The sequence below is a fragment of the Occallatibacter sp. genome, assembly GCF_036502485.1.
In the GTDB taxonomy this organism is placed as follows: Bacteria; Acidobacteriota; Terriglobia; order Terriglobales; family Acidobacteriaceae; genus Telmatobacter.
In genome coordinates, this window is record NZ_DASXYM010000174.1 from 1 (window position 1) to 22,752 (window position 22,752).

16 protein-coding genes and 1 tRNA gene are annotated in these 22,752 nt (G+C 60.7%); 10 read left to right on the forward strand and 7 right to left on the reverse strand.

Translation table 11 applies throughout. The features are described from left to right. On the forward strand, positions 1-502 hold a 502-nt coding region (locus VGL22_RS21220; RefSeq protein ID WP_465268967.1), incomplete at its 5' end, for a DALR anticodon-binding domain-containing protein. A gap of 399 nt (positions 503-901) precedes the next feature. Here VGL22_RS21220 and uxaC read toward each other — a convergent pair. Continuing rightward, the gene (gene uxaC, locus VGL22_RS21225; RefSeq protein ID WP_465268982.1) at positions 902-2,290 is read right to left on the reverse strand and encodes a glucuronate isomerase; all 1,389 of its coding nucleotides are present in this window, start codon (positions 2,288-2,290) and stop codon (positions 902-904) included. 154 nt (positions 2,291-2,444) lie between these two features. Between uxaC and VGL22_RS21230 the strand changes: the two genes are divergently transcribed. After that, positions 2,445-3,230 carry an SDR family NAD(P)-dependent oxidoreductase gene (locus tag VGL22_RS21230; protein WP_465268968.1) on the forward strand — a complete coding sequence of 262 codons (786 nt, stop codon included), beginning with the start codon at positions 2,445-2,447 and terminating at the stop codon, positions 3,228-3,230. Between the two features lie 28 nt (positions 3,231-3,258). Beyond that, complete coding sequence (locus tag VGL22_RS21235) at positions 3,259-4,086, forward strand: fumarylacetoacetate hydrolase family protein (protein WP_465268969.1); 828 nt, start codon at positions 3,259-3,261, stop codon at positions 4,084-4,086. 76 nt (positions 4,087-4,162) lie between these two features. On the opposite strand, the gene fucP is transcribed toward VGL22_RS21235, so the two are convergent. Then, a complete protein-coding gene (gene fucP / locus VGL22_RS21240) occupies positions 4,163-5,497 on the reverse strand; it encodes an L-fucose:H+ symporter permease (protein WP_465268970.1) in 1,335 nt (444 codons plus the stop codon). A gap of 157 nt (positions 5,498-5,654) precedes the next feature. On the opposite strand from fucP, the gene VGL22_RS21245 reads away from it, so the two are divergent. Next, positions 5,655-7,232: an aldehyde dehydrogenase (NADP(+)) gene (locus tag VGL22_RS21245; RefSeq protein ID WP_465268971.1), complete on the forward strand. Its 1,578-nt coding sequence runs from the start codon at positions 5,655-5,657 to the stop codon at positions 7,230-7,232. Between the two features lie 194 nt (positions 7,233-7,426). Next, positions 7,427-10,051: a M1 family metallopeptidase gene (locus VGL22_RS21250; protein WP_465268972.1), complete on the forward strand. Its 2,625-nt coding sequence runs from the start codon at positions 7,427-7,429 to the stop codon at positions 10,049-10,051. Positions 10,052-10,166: 115 nt separating this feature from the next. On the opposite strand, the gene VGL22_RS21255 is transcribed toward VGL22_RS21250, so the two are convergent. Beyond that, a complete protein-coding gene (locus VGL22_RS21255) occupies positions 10,167-11,522 on the reverse strand; it encodes a sigma-54 interaction domain-containing protein (protein ID WP_465268973.1) in 1,356 nt (451 codons plus the stop codon). 492 nt (positions 11,523-12,014) lie between these two features. Between VGL22_RS21255 and VGL22_RS21260 the strand changes: the two genes are divergently transcribed. Continuing rightward, positions 12,015-13,205: an AAA family ATPase gene (locus VGL22_RS21260; RefSeq protein WP_465268974.1), complete on the forward strand. Its 1,191-nt coding sequence runs from the start codon at positions 12,015-12,017 to the stop codon at positions 13,203-13,205. A gap of 522 nt (positions 13,206-13,727) precedes the next feature. Next, on the forward strand, positions 13,728-14,423 hold the full coding sequence (locus VGL22_RS21265; RefSeq protein ID WP_465268975.1) for a PilZ domain-containing protein: 696 nt from the start codon (positions 13,728-13,730) through the stop codon (positions 14,421-14,423). A gap of 76 nt (positions 14,424-14,499) precedes the next feature. On the opposite strand, the gene VGL22_RS21270 is transcribed toward VGL22_RS21265, so the two are convergent. Next, positions 14,500-14,574, reverse strand: a tRNA-Glu gene (locus VGL22_RS21270). 712 nt (positions 14,575-15,286) lie between these two features. On the opposite strand from VGL22_RS21270, the gene VGL22_RS21275 reads away from it, so the two are divergent. From VGL22_RS21275 to VGL22_RS21285, 3 genes are all read left to right on the forward strand, one after another. Next, positions 15,287-18,835 (forward strand): TonB-dependent receptor, encoded by a 3,549-nt coding sequence (locus VGL22_RS21275; RefSeq protein WP_465268976.1) that lies wholly within the window; start codon positions 15,287-15,289, stop codon positions 18,833-18,835. Between the two features lie 167 nt (positions 18,836-19,002). Next, positions 19,003-20,352, forward strand: a complete 1,350-nt coding sequence (locus VGL22_RS21280; RefSeq protein WP_465268977.1) for a PIG-L family deacetylase — start codon at positions 19,003-19,005, stop codon at positions 20,350-20,352. A 41-nt stretch (positions 20,353-20,393) separates the two neighbouring features. After that, entirely contained in the window at positions 20,394-20,939 is a 546-nt protein-coding gene (locus tag VGL22_RS21285; protein WP_465268978.1) for a D-lyxose/D-mannose family sugar isomerase, read from the forward strand. 36 nt (positions 20,940-20,975) lie between these two features. Here VGL22_RS21285 and VGL22_RS21290 read toward each other — a convergent pair whose 3' ends face one another. The 3 genes from VGL22_RS21290 to VGL22_RS21300 form a co-directional block, all read right to left on the reverse strand. Continuing rightward, the gene (locus VGL22_RS21290) at positions 20,976-21,251 is read right to left on the reverse strand and encodes a DUF507 family protein (RefSeq protein WP_465268979.1); all 276 of its coding nucleotides are present in this window, start codon (positions 21,249-21,251) and stop codon (positions 20,976-20,978) included. Next, positions 21,248-21,526, reverse strand: coding sequence for a DUF507 family protein (locus VGL22_RS21295; RefSeq protein ID WP_465268980.1), 279 nt, complete (start codon positions 21,524-21,526; stop codon positions 21,248-21,250). Before VGL22_RS21295 ends, VGL22_RS21290 begins: the two co-directional genes overlap by 4 nt. A gap of 437 nt (positions 21,527-21,963) precedes the next feature. Beyond that, a partial coding sequence (locus VGL22_RS21300; protein ID WP_465268981.1) for a Crp/Fnr family transcriptional regulator occupies positions 21,964-22,752 on the reverse strand: 789 nt, incomplete at its 5' end.

Here is a 22,752-nt window from a genome sequence, read left to right on the forward strand (position 1 = left end):
CGAGCGCCTTCACTTCTACCTCAAAGACGTGCGCGGCTTCTCCTACGATGTAGTCAACGCCGTGCTCGCCTCCGGTGCAGACGACGTGCGCGACTCCATTGCGCGTGCCGAAGCACTCACCGCTGTCCGCGGCTCCGAAGACTTCGCCGCCGTCTCGGCGGCCTTCAAGCGCATCAAAAACATCCTCAAGCAGGCCGAAGAGAAGAACATCCCCGTCGGTCCCGCCGATCCCGCTAAGTTCGCCCCCGAAGCTCGCCAACTTGCAGACGCCGCCGCCACCCTCGCCCCGCGCGTTGCCAACCTCCGCCAGCAACGCGACTACGAGGCCGCTCTCAGCGAAATCGCCACCCTCCGCCCTGCCGTCGACCTGTTCTTCGACAAGGTCATGGTCCTCGACCCCGACGAAGCCATCCGCGGCGCCAACCTCGCCCTCATAGACGAAGTCCTGCGCAACTTCTCCGGCATCGCCGACTTCAGCGAAATCGTCACCACGAATCCGTAGCGGCCGCCTGCTGACTCGCTGTCGCCGGGGTTCCCACACCCCCGCAACACCTCAATACTGCCGTTCCACCTGTGACCGCCAGCACAGACCCTTCCCCACCGACTGCGGCATCATAGCTCCGTGTTCTCGCCGGCGAAAATCCCTGCCGTCACTTCCCTCTCAAACCCATCGGCACCAAATGTTAACCAGAAAATTAATCAATTATCTAAAAAGGTTTCCACAGAGGGGCTTGACAGGATTTCAGCACCTTGCATGGAGAATCTGCGACTTACAGCCAGAACACCCCTACAGATTTCCGGATTTCCCGCAAATCGAACCACAAGGTGGTACGAAGCAAAATATTTCCTGAGAAACCAGGAAACGGCGTTAGTTTACTAGTGAGTAAATAGATCGGGACTTCTAAAGCCGATACGCCTTCCGCACCAGGCCTACTGTAAGCTCGTGGGCCACCTCGGCTGCCTCATCTTCTTCCAGCCGATGGTCAGCGACCAGTTCCGCCAGGAACGCCACATCTATCCTCCGCGCCACATCGTGCCGTGCCGGGATGGACAGGAAGGCCCGCGTGTCGTCATTGAACCCAACGGTGTTGTAGAACCCGGCCGTCTCGGTGGCCATCTCCCGGAACCGCCGCATTCCCTCCGGGCTGTCGTGGAACCACCACGGAGGCCCCAGTCGCAAGCATGGATAATGCCCCGCCAGCGGCGCCAGTTCCCTGCTGTATGTCGTCTCGTCCAGGGTGAAGAGAATGAGGGTCAGGTTGCGTTCGTTGCCGAAGCGGCTGAGCAGCGGCCGCAGGGCCTCCACGTAGTTCGTAGGCGCCGGAATGTCCGCGCCCATGTCGCGCCCGTACTTCGCAAAGAGCTGCGCATTGTGGTTGCGCACGGACCCTGGATGGATCTGCATCACCAGTCCATCTTCCACGCTCATGCGCGCCATCTCGGTGAGCATCTGCCCGCGGAAGATTTCCAGATCGGCCTGGTACGCCGTGCCCTTGATCACCTGCTCAAACAAGGTCGCGGCACTCGTGTCTCCGAGGTCTTCAGTCAGAGCCGTCGGATGCCCATGGTCCGTCGCCGTCGCACCCAGCCGCTTGAAGTACTCGCGCCGCGAGGCCAGTGCCCGCAGGTAGCCGCGCCACGTGAACGTATCTTCTCCAGTGAGCGCCCCCAGAGCGCGCACATTGTCCTGGAAATCCGGGAACTGCGGATCGACTACCGGGTCCGGGCGGAAGGTGGGAACAATCCTTCCCTGCCACTCCGAACTGCGAATGGCCTGGTGGTCCGCCAGCGAGTCCAGGGGCGAATCGGTTGTAGCCAGCACCTCGATATTGAACCGCTCGTAGAGCGCCCGCGGTAAAAGCTCCGGCGTCGCCAGCTTCTCCGCAATCACGTCGTAATAGTGATCGGCATTGGCAGCCGACAATCTTTCGTTCAACCCGAACAGCGTCTGGAAAGAGTAGTCGAGCCACAGCCGCGTGGGCGTGCCGCGAAAAAGGTAGTAGTGGCTGGCAAACGTGCGCCACACCTTGCGCGGGTCTTGAATGGTTTCTTTGCCAATTTCAAGCTCCTCCAGCGCAATCCCCTGGCTGTAGAGCATGCGGAACACGTAATGGTCGGGCTGCACAAACAGCTTTACGGGATCAGGGAACGGCTGATTGCGCGTGAACCAGCCCGCCTGCGTGTGCCCATGAGGGCTCACGATGGGCAGATCGCGAATCTGGTCATACAAGCGCCTTGCAATCGCCCGCGTCGTTTGATCCGCCGGGAAAAGCCTGTCTTCGTTCAGCAGCGCCACCAGTGGTCCCCTTTCGTGCTTCTCTTTTGCCGCTAACAGTATCGTTCATCGCGCGCACCGCGCTGAAATGCGATCGTTGTGCGCAGTCCGGCCGCGCCCACCGTCTATGCTGGATGGTTACAGCATCTCTCGCCTTAGGAACTCTGTCATGAGCGATACGCAATTATCGGCAGGCCCGGTTTTCGGTCTCTCCGGCCGGCACGCGCTGGTCACCGGGGGCGCCAGTGGCATTGGCGAAGCGACTGTGAAGGAGCTTGTACGCGCGGGCGCCTTTGTATGGATCGCCGATATCAATCTAACCGCCGCGCGCGCCCTCGCCGAATCCACTGGATCAGCCCAGGCCATCGAACTCGACGTTACCAGCCCTGACTCCATCGCCGCGGCCGTGGCGCAACTTAGCCGCCTCGACATCCTCGTCAACAACGCCGGCATCGGCCATGTGGGCTCTATCGAGGCCACCGAGCCCGGCGACTTCGATCGCCTGCTCAACGTTAACGTCCGCGCGGTTTACCTTGTCACGCGCGCCTTTCTGCCGCTGCTGCTGGCCGCCCTGGATGACCGCCACTCCGGAAATATCGTGAATATCGCTTCCGTGGCCGGGCAAGTGGGCATCAAGCAGCGCTTCGCTTACTGCACGACCAAAGGCGCGGTCATCGCCATGACCCGCCAGCTCGCCGTCGAATACCCCAAGACTCTGCGCGTGAACGCCATCTGCCCCGGTACCGTGGAAACGCCCTTTGTGGAGGGCTACCTGGAAAAGTTCCACAAGGATAACAAGGAAGAGACGCGCGCCGAACTGCGCGCCCGCCAGCCCATTGGCCGCCTGGGCCGCCCCGAGGAGGTGGCTTCGATGGTGCGCTATCTCGCGTCCGACGAAGGCGCATTCATCACCGGCGCAGCCATGGCCATTGACGGCGGCTGGACCGCCGCCTGAACCAATCAATTTTTATCAGGAGCTTTGCATGAAACTGGTTTCCTACTCGGCAGCCGATGGTGTGGTTCATCCCGGCGCGCTCTTAAGCGACAACACGATTCTGACGCTCGGCGACACCTTTCGCGATACGCTCGGCGTGATTGCAGGCGGCCTCACCGCACCGCCGCACAATGGTCCCACAGTGAGTCTTGACAGCGTCCGCCTGAACGCACCCATTGCCAATCCGCCGCGCGTCTTCGCCATCGGCCTTAACTACCGCGACCACGCGAAAGAGTCGGGCATGGAACTGCCCACCACGCCGGTCGTGTTTTTCAAACTGACCACGTCGATTATTGGGCCCGGAGACGCAATTGTTCTGCCCAGCAACTCGACCAAGCCCGACTATGAGGCCGAGTTCGCTTTTGTCATCGGCAAAGGCGGCTATCGCATTCCCGCGTCCGCCTGGCGCGACCACGTCTACGGATACACCATTGTGAATGATGTGAGCGCACGCGACGTGCAGTTCGCCTCCACGCAGTGGTCCATGAGCAAGAGCTTTCCCACCTTCTGCCCCATGGGCCCGGCGATTGTTACGGCGGACGAGATCGCCGACCCGCACGCGCTGCAGATCAGCCTCTCGATCGACGGGGAGACGCTGCAGAATTCCAACACCCGCGAACTGGTCTTCAACATCCCGCAGCTTATCGAGCATCTCTCGTCGATCACGCCGCTGCTTCCGGGGGACGTCATTTCCACGGGTACGCCTCCGGGCGTGGGCCTCGGCCGTACTCCCAAACGCTGGCTCAGAGCCGGGGAGACCGTCACGGTGACGGTTGAGGGACTAGGCTCGCTGACCAATTCCACTGTGGCCGAATAGCAAAACGGGCCGGCATTCCCAACATGCCGGCCCTCGATGGTCCCTGCCTGATCCCTGGTTCCTGGTTGCTGATTCTCTACCCCAGGGCCAGCCCCGGATCCGCCGCCAATTCTTCCTGTTCCGGCGACGCCGCCAGCCACGCATACAGCCCCACTCCCACAAAGCAGACAGCCGGCACGGCATACGAGACGGCCACGCCGGCCAGGTCGCCGACGCGACCCATGATGAGCGGAATTGCCGCGCCGCCCGCAATTGACATCACGATCACCGCGCCGCCGGTTTTGGTTCGAGTTCCCAGTCCCTTCACTCCCAGCGCAAAAATTGTCGGGTACATCATGGACATAAAGAAGCTGACTGCAACCAGGCAGCCCACTCCCAGCCAGCCCGGCCGCAGCACCACCATCGCGCAAATGGCGGCATTGACGATCGCGTAAACCCCCAGCAATCGCGATGCCCGCACGTACCTCAGCAGCCATGTCGAGAAGAACCGCCCGGTCGTAAACGCCACCAGCGCCGCGGTCAGCAGATACCCCGCCTTGCGCTCGCCCATTCCCGTGTAGGTCTGCACATATGGAATCTGCCAGCTCCATGCGCCCACCTGTGCGCCTACATAAAAAAACTGCGCCACCACGGCAAACACGAAGTGCTTCCGCTTCCACAGTGGCTTCGACGTGTCGTGGTCCAGAGTGTTGCGCGAGTAGTCCATGCCCGTGTGCGGAAACCGTGTGCGCGCGATCAGCACGGCCCACAGCAGCACCAGCGAGCCCAGCACCAGATAGGGCGTCACCACGCGGAGCGTCTCCGATTTCAGATAGGCCTGGTAGGTGCCCTCAGCCTGCCGCCTTGCTACCTCGAGGGGATTCAGCTCAACACCCGAAAAGATGAACTGGCTCCCAATCAGCACTGCGGTGATGCTGCCCAGGGGATTGAACGACTGCGAAAAATTCACCCGCTGCGCCGCCGTTTCAGGATCGCCCATCTGGACAATGAACGAACTGGCGCCGGTTTCGAGAAATGCCAGGCCACTCGCGATCACAAACAGGGCCGTCAGAAAAAACCAGTACTGCCCCACGTGCGCCGCCGGATAGAACAGGATGCATCCCGCTCCATAAAGACACAGCCCGATCACAATGCCGGTTTTGTATCCGGCTCGCCGCATGATCACACCCGCCGGATACGCCAGGAAGAAGTAGCCCAGATAGAAGGCGAACTGCACCAGCCCCGCCTGCAGCCGGTTAATCTCGAACGACTTCATGAATTGCCGGATCAGGATGTCATTGAAGTTGTTGGGAATGGCCCACAAGAAGAACAACGCCGTAACCAGCACAAACGGCAGCATGCGGCCGGCCGGAACCAGCGGCGCGTGATGACTGTTGTTGATCTGCGACGGAACAACCGGGATACTCTGCACTAACACGCCTCCACAAACCGCAGCTTCAGAGCATTACGGCGCGCAGGCGCCGCCTTGGAGCCACAAAGCTGTTCGCACCGTTCTAACCAATCGCAGGCCATCATGGCAAACCCACCTCTCTCGATGCGTCGCTCCGGTGCGGGATAATGCAAGTGTTATGTCTCTTTCCGGATTGTCCTTCTTAGGTACCACGCGCGGGGTGGCCGGCGGCCGCTCCTTTCAGGCAGCCAACCCCGCCACCGCTGAAATGCTCGATCCTGTGTTTCACTCGGCATCGCAAGCGGAGCTGGATCAAGCTGTGCAACTGGCCGCCGCCGCTTTTGAGAGCTACTCCCGCGCGACTGGAAAGGCCAAAGCCGCCTTGCTGCGTCGCTGCGCCGACGGGTTCGACGCCCGCAAGCAAGAGCTGGCAGACCGCGCGCACGTTGAGACGGCGCTGCCCATGCCGCGGCTTCTGGGCGAAGTCGGCCGCACCTCCGGACAGTTGCGGCTCTTTGCGTCGCTGGTCGAGGAAGGCTCCTGGGTGCAGGCGCGCATCGATCCGGCCATGCCCGACCGACAGCCTTTGCCGCGGGCCGATGTTCGCTCCATGCTGCGGCCGCTGGGGCCCGTCGCGGTCTTCGGAGCCAGCAATTTTCCGTTGGCCTTCTCAGTGGCAGGAGGTGACACGGCGTCGGCCCTGGCGGCGGGCTGTCCCGTCGTGGTCAAGGCGCACCCGGCGCATCCGGGCACAAGCGAGATCGCAGCGGAAATCGTCACGGAAGCCGTCGCGGCTGAAGGCTTGCCGGCGGGTGTTTTCACGATGCTGTACGATGCCGGTGTCGAGATCGGCTCCGGGCTCGTACAGCATCCGCTCATCAAGGCGGTGGCTTTCACTGGCTCGCTGCACGCGGGCCGCGCGCTGATGGATCTGGCGGCGGCGCGTCCGCAGCCGATTCCCTGCTTTACAGAGATGTCCAGCGGCAACCCTGTTTTTGTGCTGCCCAGCGCGCTGCGGAAGGGCCCTGCGGAACTTGCCAAAAGCCTTTTTGGATCGTTCACTCTGGGCGCCGGGCAGTTCTGCACCAAGCCGGGCATTGTCCTGGTTCCCGAAGCTCCGGAGGGCCAGTTGTTCCTGGAGGAGCTGAAATCCCTCGTAGAAAAATCGCAACCCCACACCCTGCTCACCGCCGGGATCGCCAAAGCCTATGGCACCGCGACGTCGAAGCGGGCCCAGGAAATACCCCTGACAGCCTCCGCACTCATTCCCGAAGATGCCGCCGGGTTTCATGCCAATTCCCAGCTCTTCACTGCCTGCCTCGATCAGCTCATCGGCCAGCCCGAACTGGCGGACGAAATCTTCGGACCCGACACGCTGCTGGTGCACTGCGACAGCGCGCTGGACTATGTACGCGCCGCACGCAGTCTCGACGGCCACCTCACGGCCACGCTTCTGGGCGACGAGGACGACTTGATTGCCCACCGCGAACTGGTAGAAATCCTTGAGCAGAAGGCCGGGCGGCTGATCGTCAACGGCTTTCCCACCGGCGTTGAGGTGACGCACGCCATGGTGCATGGCGGCCCGTATCCCTCTACTTCGGACCCACGCTTCACCTCGGTGGGATCGCAGGCCATCTACCGTTTCGCCAAGCCGGTATGCTTCCAGGGCTTCCCCCAGGCGCTACTGCCGCCGGAGTTGCAGGACGCGAATCCGCTGGGTATTCATCGCTTGCGCGACGGGAAACCTGAGGCCTGAGCAAAGGCTTCGGCATTGGTCAATTCCGGGGGCCTTGACGATGGGAACCGAGCCTGACCGCGGGGCGTAGTGTCCTGTAGGCGCGCGCTCGCCTAGAATGAAGCTTGGCGCCGCTCGCCGCTCGTTCGCTCATCGGGCTGAATCGAATCCATCCCGGTCTGGAGCCGCTCCGATTTCAAGCAAATGAGGTTTCAATGAAGTACAGTACGGCTTTCCTTCGCCGCGCGGTTGGCGCCAGCGTTTTTGCATTGGCATTTTTCCTGCCGGCAGGCCAGGGACGCGCGCAACGCCTTCCGCGAACCGTGACGCCTGAGCACTACGATCTCACGCTCACACCCGATCTGAAGGCCGCAACCTTCACCGGCGTGGAGCGGATTGACGTTGAGGTGAAGGAGCCCACCACCTCCATCACCCTCAACTCCGCAGAGTGCGCCTTCCAGTCCGCCAGCGTACGGGCGAACGGCCAGGAGCAGACCGCCACGGTCTCCACCGACAAGGAAAAAGAGCAGACCACGTTCACGGTCCCGCAGCAGATTCCCGCGGGTAAGGCGTCGCTCTCGATCCATTACACCGGCATGCTGAATGACGAGCTGCGCGGGTTTTATCTTTCGAAGACCGCCAGGCGCAACTACGCCGTCACGCAGTTCGAATCGACCGACGCCCGCCGCGCGTACCCCAGCTTCGACGAGCCTGCGCTCAAAGCCACCTATGACGTGACCCTGGTGGTCGACAAGGGCGACACCGCCATCTCCAACAGTGAAATCATCAGCGACACGCCGGGGCCGGGAGCAGACAAACATACACTGAAGTTCGGCACCACACCGAAGATGTCGACCTATCTTGTGGCCTTTCTGGTGGGGGACTTCCAGTGCACCGCGGGCGAGCAGGACGGCGTGAAGATCCGCGTGTGCGCCACCCCGGACAAAGTGAGCCTCACGCAATACGGCGTGGACGTGGCGAAGTATGTGCTCCATTACTACGACAACTACTTCGGGATTCATTATCCGCTTAAGAAGCTCGACCTCATCGGACTGCCTGATTTCGAAGCCGGCGCGATGGAGAACTTTGGCGCCATCACCTACCGCGAAACCGCCCTGCTGATTGACCCGAAGACCGCGTCAGTGGGCGCCAAGAAGGAAGTGGCGGCAGTGATTGCGCACGAGATGGCCCATCAGTGGTTCGGCGATCTCGTAACCATGCAGTGGTGGGACAATCTGTGGCTCAACGAGGGTTTTGCCACCTGGATGGAAAACAAGCCCGTGGCCGCCATGCATCCCGAGTGGAATATCGATCAGGATGAGGCCGCCAGTCTCGACGGCACGCTCGACCTGGACGCCCAGCCCACCACGCGCGCCATTCGCGCCAAGGCCAATACCCGCGAAGAGATCGAGCAGATGTTCGACGGCATCTCCTACGGTAAGGCGGGCGCGGTGCTCAACATGGTGGAGAACTACGAAGGGCGCGAGACGTTCCGCAAGGGCGTACACAACTATCTCGCCGCACATGAGTACGGCAACGCCACGGCCGAGGACTTCTGGGGTGCACAGACAGCCGCCAGCCATAAGCCGATCGACAAGATCATGGAGAGTCTGGTGGCTCAGCCGGGCGCGCCCATTGTCACCTTTGGCGACCCCGCCGGCGGCAGGGTTTCCGTTTCGCAGCACCGGTTCTTCCTGAGCCCCAGCATTCAGCCGGATCCCGCGCAGAAGTGGACAATCCCCGTTTGCTTCAAATCGAACACCGGGCAGGAGTGCCAGGTGCTCACGCCTGAAGCCACGAGCCTGAGCGTTCCCGCGGGCAAGCTGTTTTTCGCCAATGCCGACGGACGCGGTTTCTATCGCAGCGCCTACCCGGCGGATAAATATGCGGACCTGGTGAAGCAGCTCGAGACCGGACTGACCCCTACCGAGCGCATCAGCCTCATCGGTGACGAGTGGTCGCAGGTCCGCGCCAATAAGGCTGGCGTGGGCGACTACCTGAACCTGGTGAGCGCGGTGAAGCGCGATGAAAACGCGACTGTGGTGAGCACTGCCCTCAGCGGCTTTGAGAGTATTTATTCGCGGGTTGCAGCAACCGAAGAGGAGAAGGAACGGCTGGCGGCGTGGCTACGCAATACCTTCTCGGAGGAGTACGCCCGGCTCGGAGCCCCTGCCCGCGGCGACTCGCCCGACAAGCGCGAGCTTCGGGCTACTCTCATGGGCATTCTGGGGCTGTATGGAAAAGACCCGGCGGTGATTGCACAGGCGCGCGAGATTGCGCTCAAGTTCCTGGCTGAGCCAGAATCTCAGGATGCCACGCTGGCCAAGACGGCAACTGCCATCGCGGCGCAGCATGGCGACGCGGGGCTGTTCGAAAAGCTGCAGCACGTCTATGAGACCTCCACCAATCCCGAGTTGCAGGAGAGCGCGCTGGGCATGCTGGCCATCTTTCAGGACCCGGAGCTGGAAAAGCGGGCGCTCGACTATGCGCTCACGGACAAGGTGCGCAAGCAGGACGCAGCGTTCCAGTTCGCCATTGCCCTGTCGGGCAGCGAAACACGCGACCGCGCCTGGCAGTACATCAAGGACCACTGGGATGCCATCCACGCTCTGCTGACGCCGGAGATGGGCAACGCTCTGGTGGGTTCCACATCCGCATTCTGCTCGGCGGAGACGCGCGAGGATGTGCAGCAGTTCTTTGCATCGCACAAAGTCGCCTCGGCTGACCAGGCCATGAAGCACTCTGTGGAGCGGATCAACGGCTGCATTGAATTCCGGGGACTGCAGCAGGCCAAGCTCGAGAAATGGCTCCAGTCGAGCGCCACGTCTGCCGGCGAGTAGACGTAGACGTGGCAGCGCAAACAGAAATCCCAGGCTGCGCGCCTGCGATTTCTGTTTGGTACTGCTGATTCAGAAGGGATTCAGGGCCGGCTTTTCGGCTCGTTACGCAGGGGCTTCAAACTTCGGCTCCTTCGAGCGTTGCCGCGAGTGGGTCGGATTCAGCCAGGCGGATGAGGCGGTGCAGGTAGCCGCGGGAGATGGAGAGGCTGCGGGCGGCCATTGTCTTGTTGCCGTTATTCTCGCGCAGAGCCGCCTCGGCAAGCCTGATCTTGTAGTCGCGCAGCTGCCGCTCAAACGATCCACCGGGCAGGCAGTCCTGCTCATTGGTGACTGCTTCTTCATGCAGGTTGCGGGGCAGATCTTCAGCGCGCAGCATGGAACCCGGCGCAAGAATGATCGCCCTCTGAATGACGTTTTCGAGTTCCCGCACATTGCCCGGCCAGTGATAGTCCTGCAGAAGGGCGAGGGCCTCGGGCTCGATGCCGTTCATGCGTTTTTGAAAGAGCTGCCCATAATGGCGAAGGAAGTGCGTGGCGATCTGCGGGATATCTTCTGCGTGCTCCTGCAGGGTGGGCGTTTCGATCTTCATCACGTTGATGCGGTAATAAAGGTCCTGCCGGAATTTGCCCTGGGCCACCAGTTCGCCCAGATCGCGATGGGTGGCGAAGATGAGCCGCGCGCGCAAAGGGACAAGCCGGTTGCTGCCCAGACGGCTGAACTCGCGCTGCTGGAGAACGCGCAGCAGTTTGACCTGGGTGTAAAGGCTGAGCTCGCCGATTTCGTCGAGGAAGAGAGTGCCGTCCGCGGCCTGCTCAAAAAAGCCCTCGCGGGCTCCCACGCTGCCGGTGAACGCGCCCTTTTCATGTCCGAAGAGTTCCGCTTCAATCAGGGTTTCAGGGATCGCGCCGCAGGCGACAGCAACGAAGGGGCGGCGGGCGCGCGTACCGCGCTGATGAATGGCACGGGCTACGAGTTCCTTGCCTGTCCCGCTTTCTCCGTTGATGAGAACCGAGGCATCGATGTCGGCGACGCGATCGATGAGCTGGGCAACGCGCTGCATGGCCTCGCTGCTGCCGATCATCTTCGTCCGCTCGCCGGCGGCCTCATCCAGTCGTTCCTGGGCTGCTCCGAACTCCTGCTTGCGCAGGGCGGCCTCATGGGCGCGGCGCAGCAGGATGCGCATGTCGCGCAGCGAGGGCGGGCGCCGGCAATAGCTGTAGGCGCCGCCACGCACCAACTCGTTGGCAGTTACGCGAAGAGCATCATCGGCAAGCACAAGCACTGTGACCTGCGATGCGATCAGCCGGCGTGCCGACTCGATCCTGTCCTTCGGCGAGCCCTCGTGGGAATTGAGGTCGAGAATGACGACCGTACATCCTTCGTCCTCGATCAGGCTGCGAATACCAGCCTCAGTGGAATCGAGGAAGAACTGAAACTCATTTCCCAGTCCCGAGGACAACAGAGGTTGCAAGGCAAAGTCCTGCGAAAAAAGCCCAACGTGAATCACTTTGGGTCAACTCCAACTATTTCCTGATTCTGCAAGCGAGCCTAAAGTAACACCGAGGCTTTCGTAAATACAACGAAATAGCTAAGGGGTAACAGTTCCCAAGGTAACTACCTTGGCAATGGGCCAGGTGTGTCCGATTGTGTCACCGCGGCTGTAAACAGCCGTACACAGCGGGCAGGTACCAGCGTGCCAACCCTAGTGTTTTCAGATGACTTTTGGCTGTTTCCGTTTGGAATCCCAATTGCACCATCGCAGGGCAGCAAGTGAGAAAGACAGTGCAACCGCGACAGTCGGGAAGCGGAGTTCGCACCACCCTGCTAACCATTACGTAAGTACCGCAAAAACAATACGGAGTTGGATTCGAACCCCGCTGGAGAAAAGAGATCCCCGGCGCGAACGCCCACAAGGGCTGAAAACCAGGCGATTTTGAACAGCTTGAGGACTAGCGATTTCGAAATGACGAAGCAGGAGCCGGGCGAAGCTCTGGGAGCGAACGTGCTGAACGTCGCCCTGATCGGCCCCGATGAGGCTCGCCGCTACTCTGTAGCCGGCGCTCTCGCCGGCGCTCCATGCCGCGTCAGCCAGCAGCTATCCTCATACCCTGACCTGGACCAGCTTCCGCGTCTTTTAAAGCTAAGCTTCGATGTCATCATTCTCGATCTGGACAGCAACTCTGAATACGCGCTGGAGTTGGTGGAGAACCTCTGCAGCGATTCGCAGATGACCGTCATGGTCTACTCGGCACGGCTTGACTCGGAGATGATGCTGCGCTGCATGCGGGCCGGGGCGCGGGAATTTCTGACGTTCCCTATAACGCCGGGTGCGGTGGCTGAGGCAATGATCCGTGCCACCGCGCGGCGCTCGGCCGTTCGCCCCGGGACCAAGGAAAACGGACGGCTTTGCGTGTTCTGCGGAGCCAAGGGTGGCGCGGGCGTCACCACGATGGCGACAAATTTCGCGGTCTCGGCGGCCAAAGAATCGGGAGCCAAAGTCCTGCTGATCGACTTGGATCTGCCGCTTGGCGACAGCGGCCTGGTGCTGGGCCTCACGCCGCAGTACTCGACCGTGGACGCCCTGCAGAACTTTGCGCGCCTGGACACGAATCTGCTGTCACGGCTGGCAGCGCAGCATGACACAGGGCTGCGTGTGCTCGCCGCCCCGGGCAACTTTGTTCCACACGAGATTACCCCGGAAGCCGTGAACAAGCTGATTCAAGTGGCTCGCCAGGAATTCGACACTGTGGTGATCGACGCGGGCTCGCGGTTCATGCTGAAAAGCACGGCGATTTTCGGGCAGGAGGCCGTGGTCTACCTGGTCTCGCACGTGGGCATCTCGGAGCTGCGCAATTCCAACCGCATTATCTCCGAGTTGTTTCCAGCGAACCTGCCGAAGGTGGAAATCATTTTGAACCGCTACTCGTCTTCAGCGCTTGGCGTGGATGACGAGCACATCACCCGCGCACTGACGCGGCCCGCGCAATGGCGGATTCCGGAGGACCGGTCGGCTGTCAGGGAAATGCAAACGACCGCCACTCCGCTGGTGATGGGAGATTCCGGGGTAGCCCGGATGATTCGGCAGATGGCGCGAACGGCATGCGGCCTGAACGCCGAGCCGGAGAAGAAGAAGAGTTTGTTTGGACTGTTTTAGGCCGGAGCTGCCGGAGGCGCCCTGCCGCAAGTTTGAGTTTAACGAGTTTTGGAGGAAAGGAGACTGACATGGACGCCACAATGATTCGCATCATCGCCGGTGTGTTGTTCCTGGTCGTGCTGGGCATTCTCGTTCAGCGCCGCCGCTCGCGCGTGAAGTAACTGCGGGCGATCACCTCTCGCTCGTTAAGGCCCGGTTTGCAGACCGGGGTCCGCAGTAATGTTTTTTTGCGGACCCCGGCTGCGCCGTAACCTTGCTGTGCACCCGGAAATAACTCTCTGCTCTTGTAGCTTTGGGACGGCAGGATTGCGGCAGATGCTTCCCAGGGCCCCGAGCGCACAACCAATACCATTAAAGGTTCTCCCGGTTCTATATTGGCTCGGAACTGTTGCGTAGCCTGCGGTTGACGATAGCTAAAGGATGAGAAGAACCATGGGCCTAGAGCGGTACTGCGTATATAACGAGACGAATGAGAGCTTTTTGAGTCTTGGAGTCACACGGTCCGACGGGCTGAGCGAGCGGTTGAACGAAATCCTGATCAGAAGCACGTCTCGGTCTTATCAGGGCAGCTGGATCGTCAATCTCAGGGTTACGACCACTGTGGGACTGCTCTCACCTCGCGATCTCATTTATCTAGACGGCCTGCATCGGGTGGTCCACCTCATCGAATCGTTTCCGCGTCTTCGGATAGCGCCTCGGCATCCTGAAGCGAAAAGCCTGCTGGCTTTACCCGCGGGTGCGCTTGAGTCGTCGCAGACCAAAGGCGGCGATCAACTGGTAATCTGCGTGGCCGAGGAGATGGGGGCGCGGCTGCGCAACACCGGGCATCCAGTGGATAGCATGTGTCTGATTCCGTCCCTCGGTTCACCGACATCCGCGAAAAACCGGCTGGTCCAAGAGGCCGAGAAAGATCGGCGTATTTCCCGACGGGCGCGCTGGCCCCATCTGGCAGCCGTCGAGTCCAACGGCGAATCCTTTGCTGCGCAAGCCGTTCTCGATATCAGCACAACCGGTTTGTACCTGCTCACCGACGAGCGATGGCCGCTCGGCACGCGGGTGCGCATCCGGCTGCAGCGCACAGATGCCCTTGACGATGCAACGATGATTCCTACGACGGTGGAGATGCGCGTGAGCCGCTGGGGGGACGATGGCGTAGGCCTGGAGTTCATCGCCGCCGACACCGAGCATTCGGCGCTCGTATCGATGCACGTCCGGTAGTCGCTCACATCCGATCGGAACGGATCCTGTGGCACGAAAGAGAAAACCCGCTCGGGGAGCGGGTCGCTGGACTCTTTGGTAGCGCTAACGGGAATCGAACCCGTGTTTTAAGATTGAGAATCTCACGTCCTAACCCCTAGACGATAGCGCCACACTTTGCAGGGGAGCAGCCTTGCGGCCACTTCCTTACTTTAACAAAAATTTGCGCTTACGCCAAAACGGTTTCCTCGAATGGGGGAGCCTTCCGGTTTCAGACGGAGCCCGAAAACGAGCTCGACCGGGAGTCGCGCCAGCCCCACCTCCCTGGCGGCAGATCGGGGTGCTGCCGGCGGCCTCGCTTTTCTGGTTGCGAGTTGCGCACGCTGGTAGCCGAATCCGCACGAAATGACTTCTTTTGCCGCAGTGGGTGGATGGCTCCTTGACGGCTGCGAAACTGCCCGGCCACGGTTGCAAGGTCCCCGGCGTGTATCTTGACAGTCCTTCTCCGGCCGGAGTAAATTGGGCCGCGAACTGAAACGTTTCAAGCAGTGGGACCGCCCGATCGTCGCTACTCAGGAAAAGAACGGGCCCCCAACAGCACCTTCGGACGTTCTTCCCCTAAACGCAGCAGAGCAACACCGTCGATCCGACCAAGCTTTGATCCGATCCAAAGTAGAACGGTCAAACGGTAAAAAGTCGCATCAAGAGGCACCAAACTTCGCTCGATTGCTGGTTTGAACGGAACCTGCTCTAGAAGTGACGTGCCCATTTCCTGGTTTTCGCAATTATGGAGGCTCTGAATGGAATTTCGCCGGATATTCGAATTGCTTCAAAGATGCCAAGACCGCCTGGCAGTAGTGTTAGGCGTTTGCCTGGCAATCGCAGTGAGCCACGCGGCTCTGGGCCAGACCTTTTCCGCGTCTATTTCGGGGACTGTGATGGACCCGAGCGGCGCCGTCGTCAAGGGTGCGCGGTTGCAACTGATCAACAGTTCCACGAATGATACCCGCGCCCAGATCTCCGATGACGCAGGAAGCTATACCTTCCAGAACCTGCTTCCCGGCACCTACAAGATCACGGCCTCTGCTTCGGGCTACAAGGATTTCGTCAAGACCGATCTGGTGCTGCGGGCCAATACCGCGGCTACTGTGGACACTCAATTGCAGATTGGCAGTGCGCAGGAACAGGTAGTAGTCAGCGCCAATACCGTCCTGGTCGACACGGAGTCGTCCAACAATTCCATCACGATGGATGAAGTACTGATCCAGAGTCTTCCGAACAACACCCGGAACCCGCTCAACTTTGTATTCAATCTCGCCGGCACGACGGAAGCACAGGGCGGGATGACCTCGCGTTCGCAGAGCTTCGATCAGAACGCCAGCGCGTTCGGCATCAATGGCGGCCGCTCCGCCGAGTCGGAGATCCTGATTGACGGAGCTCCTTCAACGGCCGTGGATTGGGGGGGCTTGATGGTCTCGCCTATTCAGGACTCCGTTCAAGAGCAACAGGTGGTTCAGAACGAGTACGACGCACAGTTCAGTCGCGGTGGCGAAGGCGTTGTTACTCTGATCACGCGGAGCGGCGCCAGCCAGTTTCATGGCTCGGCCTACGACTACATGCGCAACTCCGCATTCGATGCAAACAGCTGGTCGAACAAGAATGCTCCAGTGGGGGAACAAAGCCCCCGGCCCAACTTTCACCGCAACCAGTTTGGCGCCAATGTCGGCGGTCCGATCTGGCGATCGCGCAATCTCTTTTTCTTTGGCGGTTATGAGGGATTGCGTCAGCCGGGCAGCCTGGGGCGCATGCTCTATACGGTTCCCACCGCAGCCGAGCGCCAGGGCGATTTCTCGCAAACGTATCTTCCCTCGGGTGCTCTGGACGTAATCTACGACCCCTTCTCCACCCACCAGGTCACCGACCCGCAGGGCAACACGTATTACACCCGTGATCGCTATCCGGGCAACAAGATTCCCGGTGGCCTGGACGCAGTCGGGCAAAAGCTGATCGCGCTCTATCCCCTGCCGAACCTGCCCGGAGAGGGCCCGAACCACCTCAACAACTTTGCGGCGACCCCATCCAACAATACGTCCAACGACAAATACGATTGGCGTGTCGACTGGGCGCAGAATCAACTGCATCGCATCTTCGCGCGCGTGTCCCATCGCGTGCGTCAGAACCAGACTCCCGGCTGCGCCTTTTGTAACGGCGCGGATAACATCGCCAGCAACCAGGACCATGGATTTCAGTTTGCGATCAACGATACCGTCACTCCCACGCCGGATTGGGTGATCAACACCTATGGCGCGTATTCGCGCTGGTGGGAAGGTCAGACCGCCGTTGGGTACGGTGTGGCGGATCTGTCGGACATCGGCTTGCCGCCCAGCTTTTCGCAGGCGCCGTTGCTGCCGCTGGTCTACGCGGGCCAGTATTCACAGCTAGGCAGCTCTTATTCGAGCTTTCAGCGCTATGTTCGCACGCTCGCCACCGGGAGTGTGAATATCACCAGGCAGTTGCACCAGCACACCGTCAAGTTTGGCTTTAACTATGACGTGTCGATGATCAACATCCGCCAGGACGCGCCGGTAAACTTCAATTTCAGCAATGATCAAACCGGGTGTGACCGGGCGCCGGGCACGGGGCCCTGCCAGGTCAACCTCGGCACCGCCAGCACCGGCAACGCACTCGCCAGCATGCTGGTGGGCGTGGGCGGTGGCGGCGGCAACAGTTTCAACATGGACCCTGCGATGAGCCAGCATAGTTTCGGGTTCTACCTGCAGGACAACTGGCGAATGACCAGGAATCTGACGGTGTATGCGGGCCTTCGCTATGAGAACCAGCGGCCCGCGACCGAACGGCACAACCGCGTGGCGTATTTCGATCCAAACGCGGTCAATTCTCTGAGCCAGGCATTCGGGTCTACGGTGCGCGGCGGCTTCGAATTTGCAGGAGTGGATGGACGCGGCCGAAACGAATGGGAGCCCGATAATCTGAACTTCAGCCCGCGTCTCGGGCTGGCTTACAAGATGAGTTCCCGCATGGTTGGGCGGGTAGGCGCCGGCATCTTCTACACGCCGACCTCGGCCATGCTGGGCTTTGATGATGGCGGCCAGTCGCCGGGCTACACGGCTCAGACTCCGTGGGTCGCAACGCAGAACAATCAGGGCTACATCCCCGGGAACCTGGTCAGCAATCCATTTCCCAACGGTCTGGTTGAGCCCACGGGCAATCAGGCCGGGGATCAGACCCTGCTGGGTATAGGGGCGGGGCAGATATGGCTCAAGGGACCGCATCCGGTCGGAGTGTTGTACCAGTGGAGCGCCGATTTCCAATACCAGGTCTCCTCGCACTCGGTATTCGAGATCGGGTACACCGGGGTTCGCGGACGCAGATTGTTATACGGAAACCCGAACCTCGATCTGGATCAGCTTCCCACGAAAGATCTGTCGCTCGGTTCCGCTCTCGACGATCAGGTTCCGAACCCGTTCTATGGAGTCGTCACCGACCCTAACAGCTTCCTGAGCGGCCCCACGATTGCGCGCAACCTTCTTCTCAGGCCGTTCCCCGCATTCGGATATCTGCAGTTGACCCGCTCCACTCCGGGAGCCCGCTCGCAGTTCGACGCTCTGAACGCGAAGTACAACCACTCGTTCTGGCACGGATTCGATTCGATCACCACCTACCGGTGGTCGAAGAATCTCGACAACGGTTCCGAGGCGCGGCTGGGATGGACGGGCGTAGATAACTGGCGCGATATCTACAACACCAAGCTCGACTACTCATACAGCACGCACGATGTGCCGCACAGCTTTGCGGAAGCGCTGGTCTATCAGCTTCCGTATGGAGCGGGCCGGCAGTGGGGCGGAAGCGCTCCCATGCTGGTGCGGCAAACACTGGGCGGCTGGAATGTCTCGTCGGGAATTCGCCTGGCCAGCGGCCTGCCGCTGCCGAACCCTGTGAGCTTCTACAACAACCCGCTGGGCAATTATGGATTTCCGGGCCCCGGGCTGCCTGATCTCGCAGGCAATCCACGGCCCCAGCACCGCAGCAAGACCAACTGGATCGATCCGGCTGCGTTCCAGGGGCTCGACTACACCGGCAACAACCTGCAGCGGTGCGATCAGGTTGTGACGGACGGGGACGGCAATCAGTGGCTCTGCCAGCCGTTTAATTATCGCTACGGCAACGAACCGGCTCACGCCAACCAGCTTCGCGAAGCGAATGATTACAACGTGGATCTGGGAGTGGCCAAGGTCTTTGGTCCGGAGCGCTTCCACACTGAACTTCGCGGCGACTTCCTCAACCTCTTCAACCATCCCATCTACGGCGGCGGCAACATCAGCACCTGCCTCAACTGCGGCGATCTCGGCACCGTGTACGGCACGCGCAACGATCCGCGAGCCATCCAGGTAAGCCTGAAGATCTCTTACTGACGCGCACTGCAACGAGGGGTTCCCGACTGGGTCGGGGGCCCTTCGTGCTTAGCCTGACATCAGCGAAGACAGCCCACATGAACTCCTGCCGCGCGCCCGCTGGTTTTGCGCCTTCACTTCAGCGCATCGAATGGCGGGCGATGTATTCTTTTGGTTTCGGAGACGGCATGATCAAACCCTTTTCGCGGCGACTGCTGGCCGGCACACTGGTTGCGCTCGCGTGCGCCGTCGTCCGAGCTCAACCGCATTCGCCCATCGCGGAGCCGGACCCGCGCTACAAAGCGGACATCCTCCTGATCGTCGCGCATCCTGACGATGACACGGCCGTTTCTACTTATCTGGCAAGGGCTGTTCTCGACGAGGGCAAGCGCGCAGCGGTGATCTTCACGACGCGCGGCAATTCCGGTCCTAACGCGGTAGGCATGGAGCAAAGCAAGTCGCTGGCGGCTGTTCGCGAAATGGAAGCGCGGCGATCGCTGGCGGAACGCGGGATCACCAATGTCTGGTTTCTCGATGGGCAGGATACGCCGACGCAAGATGTGCTTCATTCTTTGGAAACGCTGGGACACGGAAGTGCGCTGGAGTCAGCCGTTCGCCTGATTCGGCTCACGCGTCCGGAGGTGATTCTGACATGGCTCCCGGCTTATGTGGCCGGCGAGAACCACGGCGATCATCAGGCGTCAGCCGTGGTGGCGGTGGAAGCATTCGACCAGGCGGCTGATCCCACGGCGTTCGCTGAACAACTCACGGCGCCTCGATGGCATGGCGGAGTGGGCAATTATGGGGAGGGACTTCGTCCCTGGCAGGCGAAGAAGATTTACTTCTTTTCGGACGCGAGTCACCCTGATTTTCTCAAGGGGCATGGGCCCACGTATCTCGCCAGCGATATGTGCAAGGCGCGGAACATGACGTTTGCTGAGATCAATCGACTGGCCTGGAAGCAATATGCCACACAGGTGGACTTTGATGAGAAGACGCTGAGCGGCTATGTGAACATGCCCGAGTATCTGATCCTGGGTAAGTCGCTGGTTCAGTCGAAGACGCTAGACGATGTATGGACAGGAGTGGCGGGCAAAGCCGTTTCGTTCGCGCCTGCTCCGGGGTATCGTGAGAATGCAAAGGGAGGCGTCACTCTCGAGCTCGGCGGCCCGTGGGCATTCTACCGGCAGTTTTATCCGGCTCATGGGCTGCAGACACTTGAGACGCTTGTGCCCGCGCAGACGGCGTTGAGTTATGGAAACCAGTTATGGGTTCCGCTGCTGCTTCGCAACGACTCGCCGACAGGGGCGGACGTGACGCTGCATGCGGCGCTGCCCGCAGGCTGGGCGGGAGACACCAAGGAAGGCGTTTATCACCTCGAGCCGCATTCGCAATACCCTGTTTCGCTGTTTCTCACTTCGCCGGCAGCGCCAGGAGACAAGCTACAGAATCTCTCATGGACGATTGAGGGAGCAGGTGTGACGGCGCCGCGCATTGAGCTTGCTGTTTATATGGAGTTCGACGGCGTATCGCAATAGGCGCCGGGGACGGCAACTGCAACATCAGATGATGGAGACCGATGATGAAATCCGATGAAGTCCGCACATTTCGCGATCGGGCTGTAGAGATGCTCCATGGCGCGGGAATCGTACTGACTCCCGAGGAGGCCGCCGGCCTCGAGGTGGCAGATATGGGACTGGGCCGACTTGCGCAAGAGGGGCTCGAACTTGTCACTTACATCAACAACGATCGCTATTGCGCGAAGGAGCTGGTCATATTTGCTGGTCAGACGTGCCCGGAACACCGGCATCCGCGCGTGAATGGCGAACCAGGCAAGGAGGAGACGTTCCGCTGCCGGTGGGGCGAAGTGTGGCTCTATGTTGCGGGAGAGCCGAATGCTTCGATTTCAGCGACGGTTCCCGAGGCGTCGAAGGATCACTACACGGTGTTTCACGAGATTGTGCTGAAGCCCGGAGAGCAGTACACAATTCCGCCCGACACGCTGCATTGGTTCCAGGCCGGACCGCAGGGGGCAGTGGTTTCGGAGTTCTCCAGCCGCAGCCGTGATGAGTCGGATATCTTCACCAATCCCGAGATACGGCGCGCGCCCGTGCTGACGGACTAGGTTGACTACCGCGAGCGGTCTATTGCGAGGGAGGCTTCAGATTCCGAGCTTGCGGACTTCATCGTTGTAGTACTTGCGGTAGAGGATCTCCCACTCCTGCGAGCCTTCGAGGATGATCTTGCGCTGCGAGGCGATCTTGGCGCGGGCGGCAGTGTCGATGCGGGCTTCTTCAGTAAGAAGGTTTTCGAGAGCCTTGCGAGCTTCCTGGCGAATGGTGTTGCGATCTTCGAGGAAGCCGACCTGTTCGATCTCGGCAAGAGAGTCAGCCACGGTGTGGGCCAGCTTGTTGAGCTTGTCGCGGCTGATTCTCATAGCACCGCCTTGTATTTCTTGGCGAGCTCCGTCTTCACCTTCTTGAACATCTCGGCGTATTGCGCGCCTGATTTGCGCATCTCGTCGGAGTAGGCGTCGAGGATGAGGCGAACCTCTTCATTGATGCGGTCTTCCAGCGCGAGCTCCTCAATGAGGGCCGCGGTGACGCGCTCTTCCGTCGCCTTCAAGTCATTCGTGGTGATGAACTTGGAGTCAATGAGGTGCTTGACCGTGCGACGGCCCAGATAACCAATGTATTCACGGGAAAAGATCATGGACTAAGGGTCAGGATAGCGCATGGGACCGGCGCGTGTACACCCAAGCGGCTGTGGAATTGGGGGCTGCGCGTTTCTCACCAGCCGGGGCGATGCCGCAGGGCGGTAGTTCTGAATCCCGGGGCGGCGAAGTCAGGGGCAAAGCAGGCCGTCCCCGACGAAGCGAGGATCGAAAACCGATGGCATCCCAGGGGAAAAATCAGGGGTTCGTGATAACGTCCACAGAACCCCCCAAGCGGAGTGAAATGCTTAAAAGCCCACGCAGAGAACCCAGCTTGCGGGTCCTATCAATCTGCGGATCGAGAGCTAGCCTGCGGGCGGGGGAAGCGTGCAGGCTCCAGGATCGCCTTGAGCAAAATAGATCTGCTTTGCTTGTTATGAACCGATCATCCCATTGGTTTGTGGGCATGTCGTTGTCTGCGGGCAATTACCTGATTTCAGGGACCGGTGCTGAGCAGTTCGGGACGCAGGAGGACAATGACGCCGCGGCGTTTGGTGAGCACGCCGGCCCGTTTCCAGCGGGAGAGGATGCGGCTGAACGTATAAGGCGTAACGCCGGCTCCGGCGGCCAGTTCCTCATTGGAAGACGCGATCTCGATGCCCCCTGAACGGGGCTGTCCAATGCCGCACGCAAGGCCGACGAGAAGGCGCGCGATGCGCATGGGCGCATCGTCAGAAGCGAATGACATGCGCACTGCCAACTGCCATGCCAGTTGTTCCGTCACGGCGATGGAGAGCGCATTTTCCATGAGCACGGGAAACGAGCACAGGAGGCCGTGCATGGCTTCCCTGCTCCATGCCAGCGCGCAGGCGTGCGTCTGGATTTCGGTATTGGTCAAGTAGGGAGTGGGTTCAGCGAGAAGCGCCGTGCCGCCGAATAACTGCCCTGGAACCAGCCAATAGAGCGGCACCTTGTTGCCCTCCCTGGTGAGGACAAAGTGCGCGGCGCGGCCACTGGTGAGCATCAGCACGCGGTTCGGGAAGGCGCCCTGCGAAACCGCGACGGCACGCGGCTTGAAGCGCTGATGAACGGCGGCGTTCACGACCGTGGCAAGCTGACCCGGGGTCAGGCCGGAGAAAAAGCGGGGCAGCAATCCATGCGGCAATTTCTCAAGCCGGCCCCTCGGAGTTACTTTGCATTTGCAATTCACTTCCTTGTTGGTACCAGAGGAGGGGCGAGGAATCATCTGGCAAAGCATGAAGTGGGTGCGCGGAAGGAGGCGGGA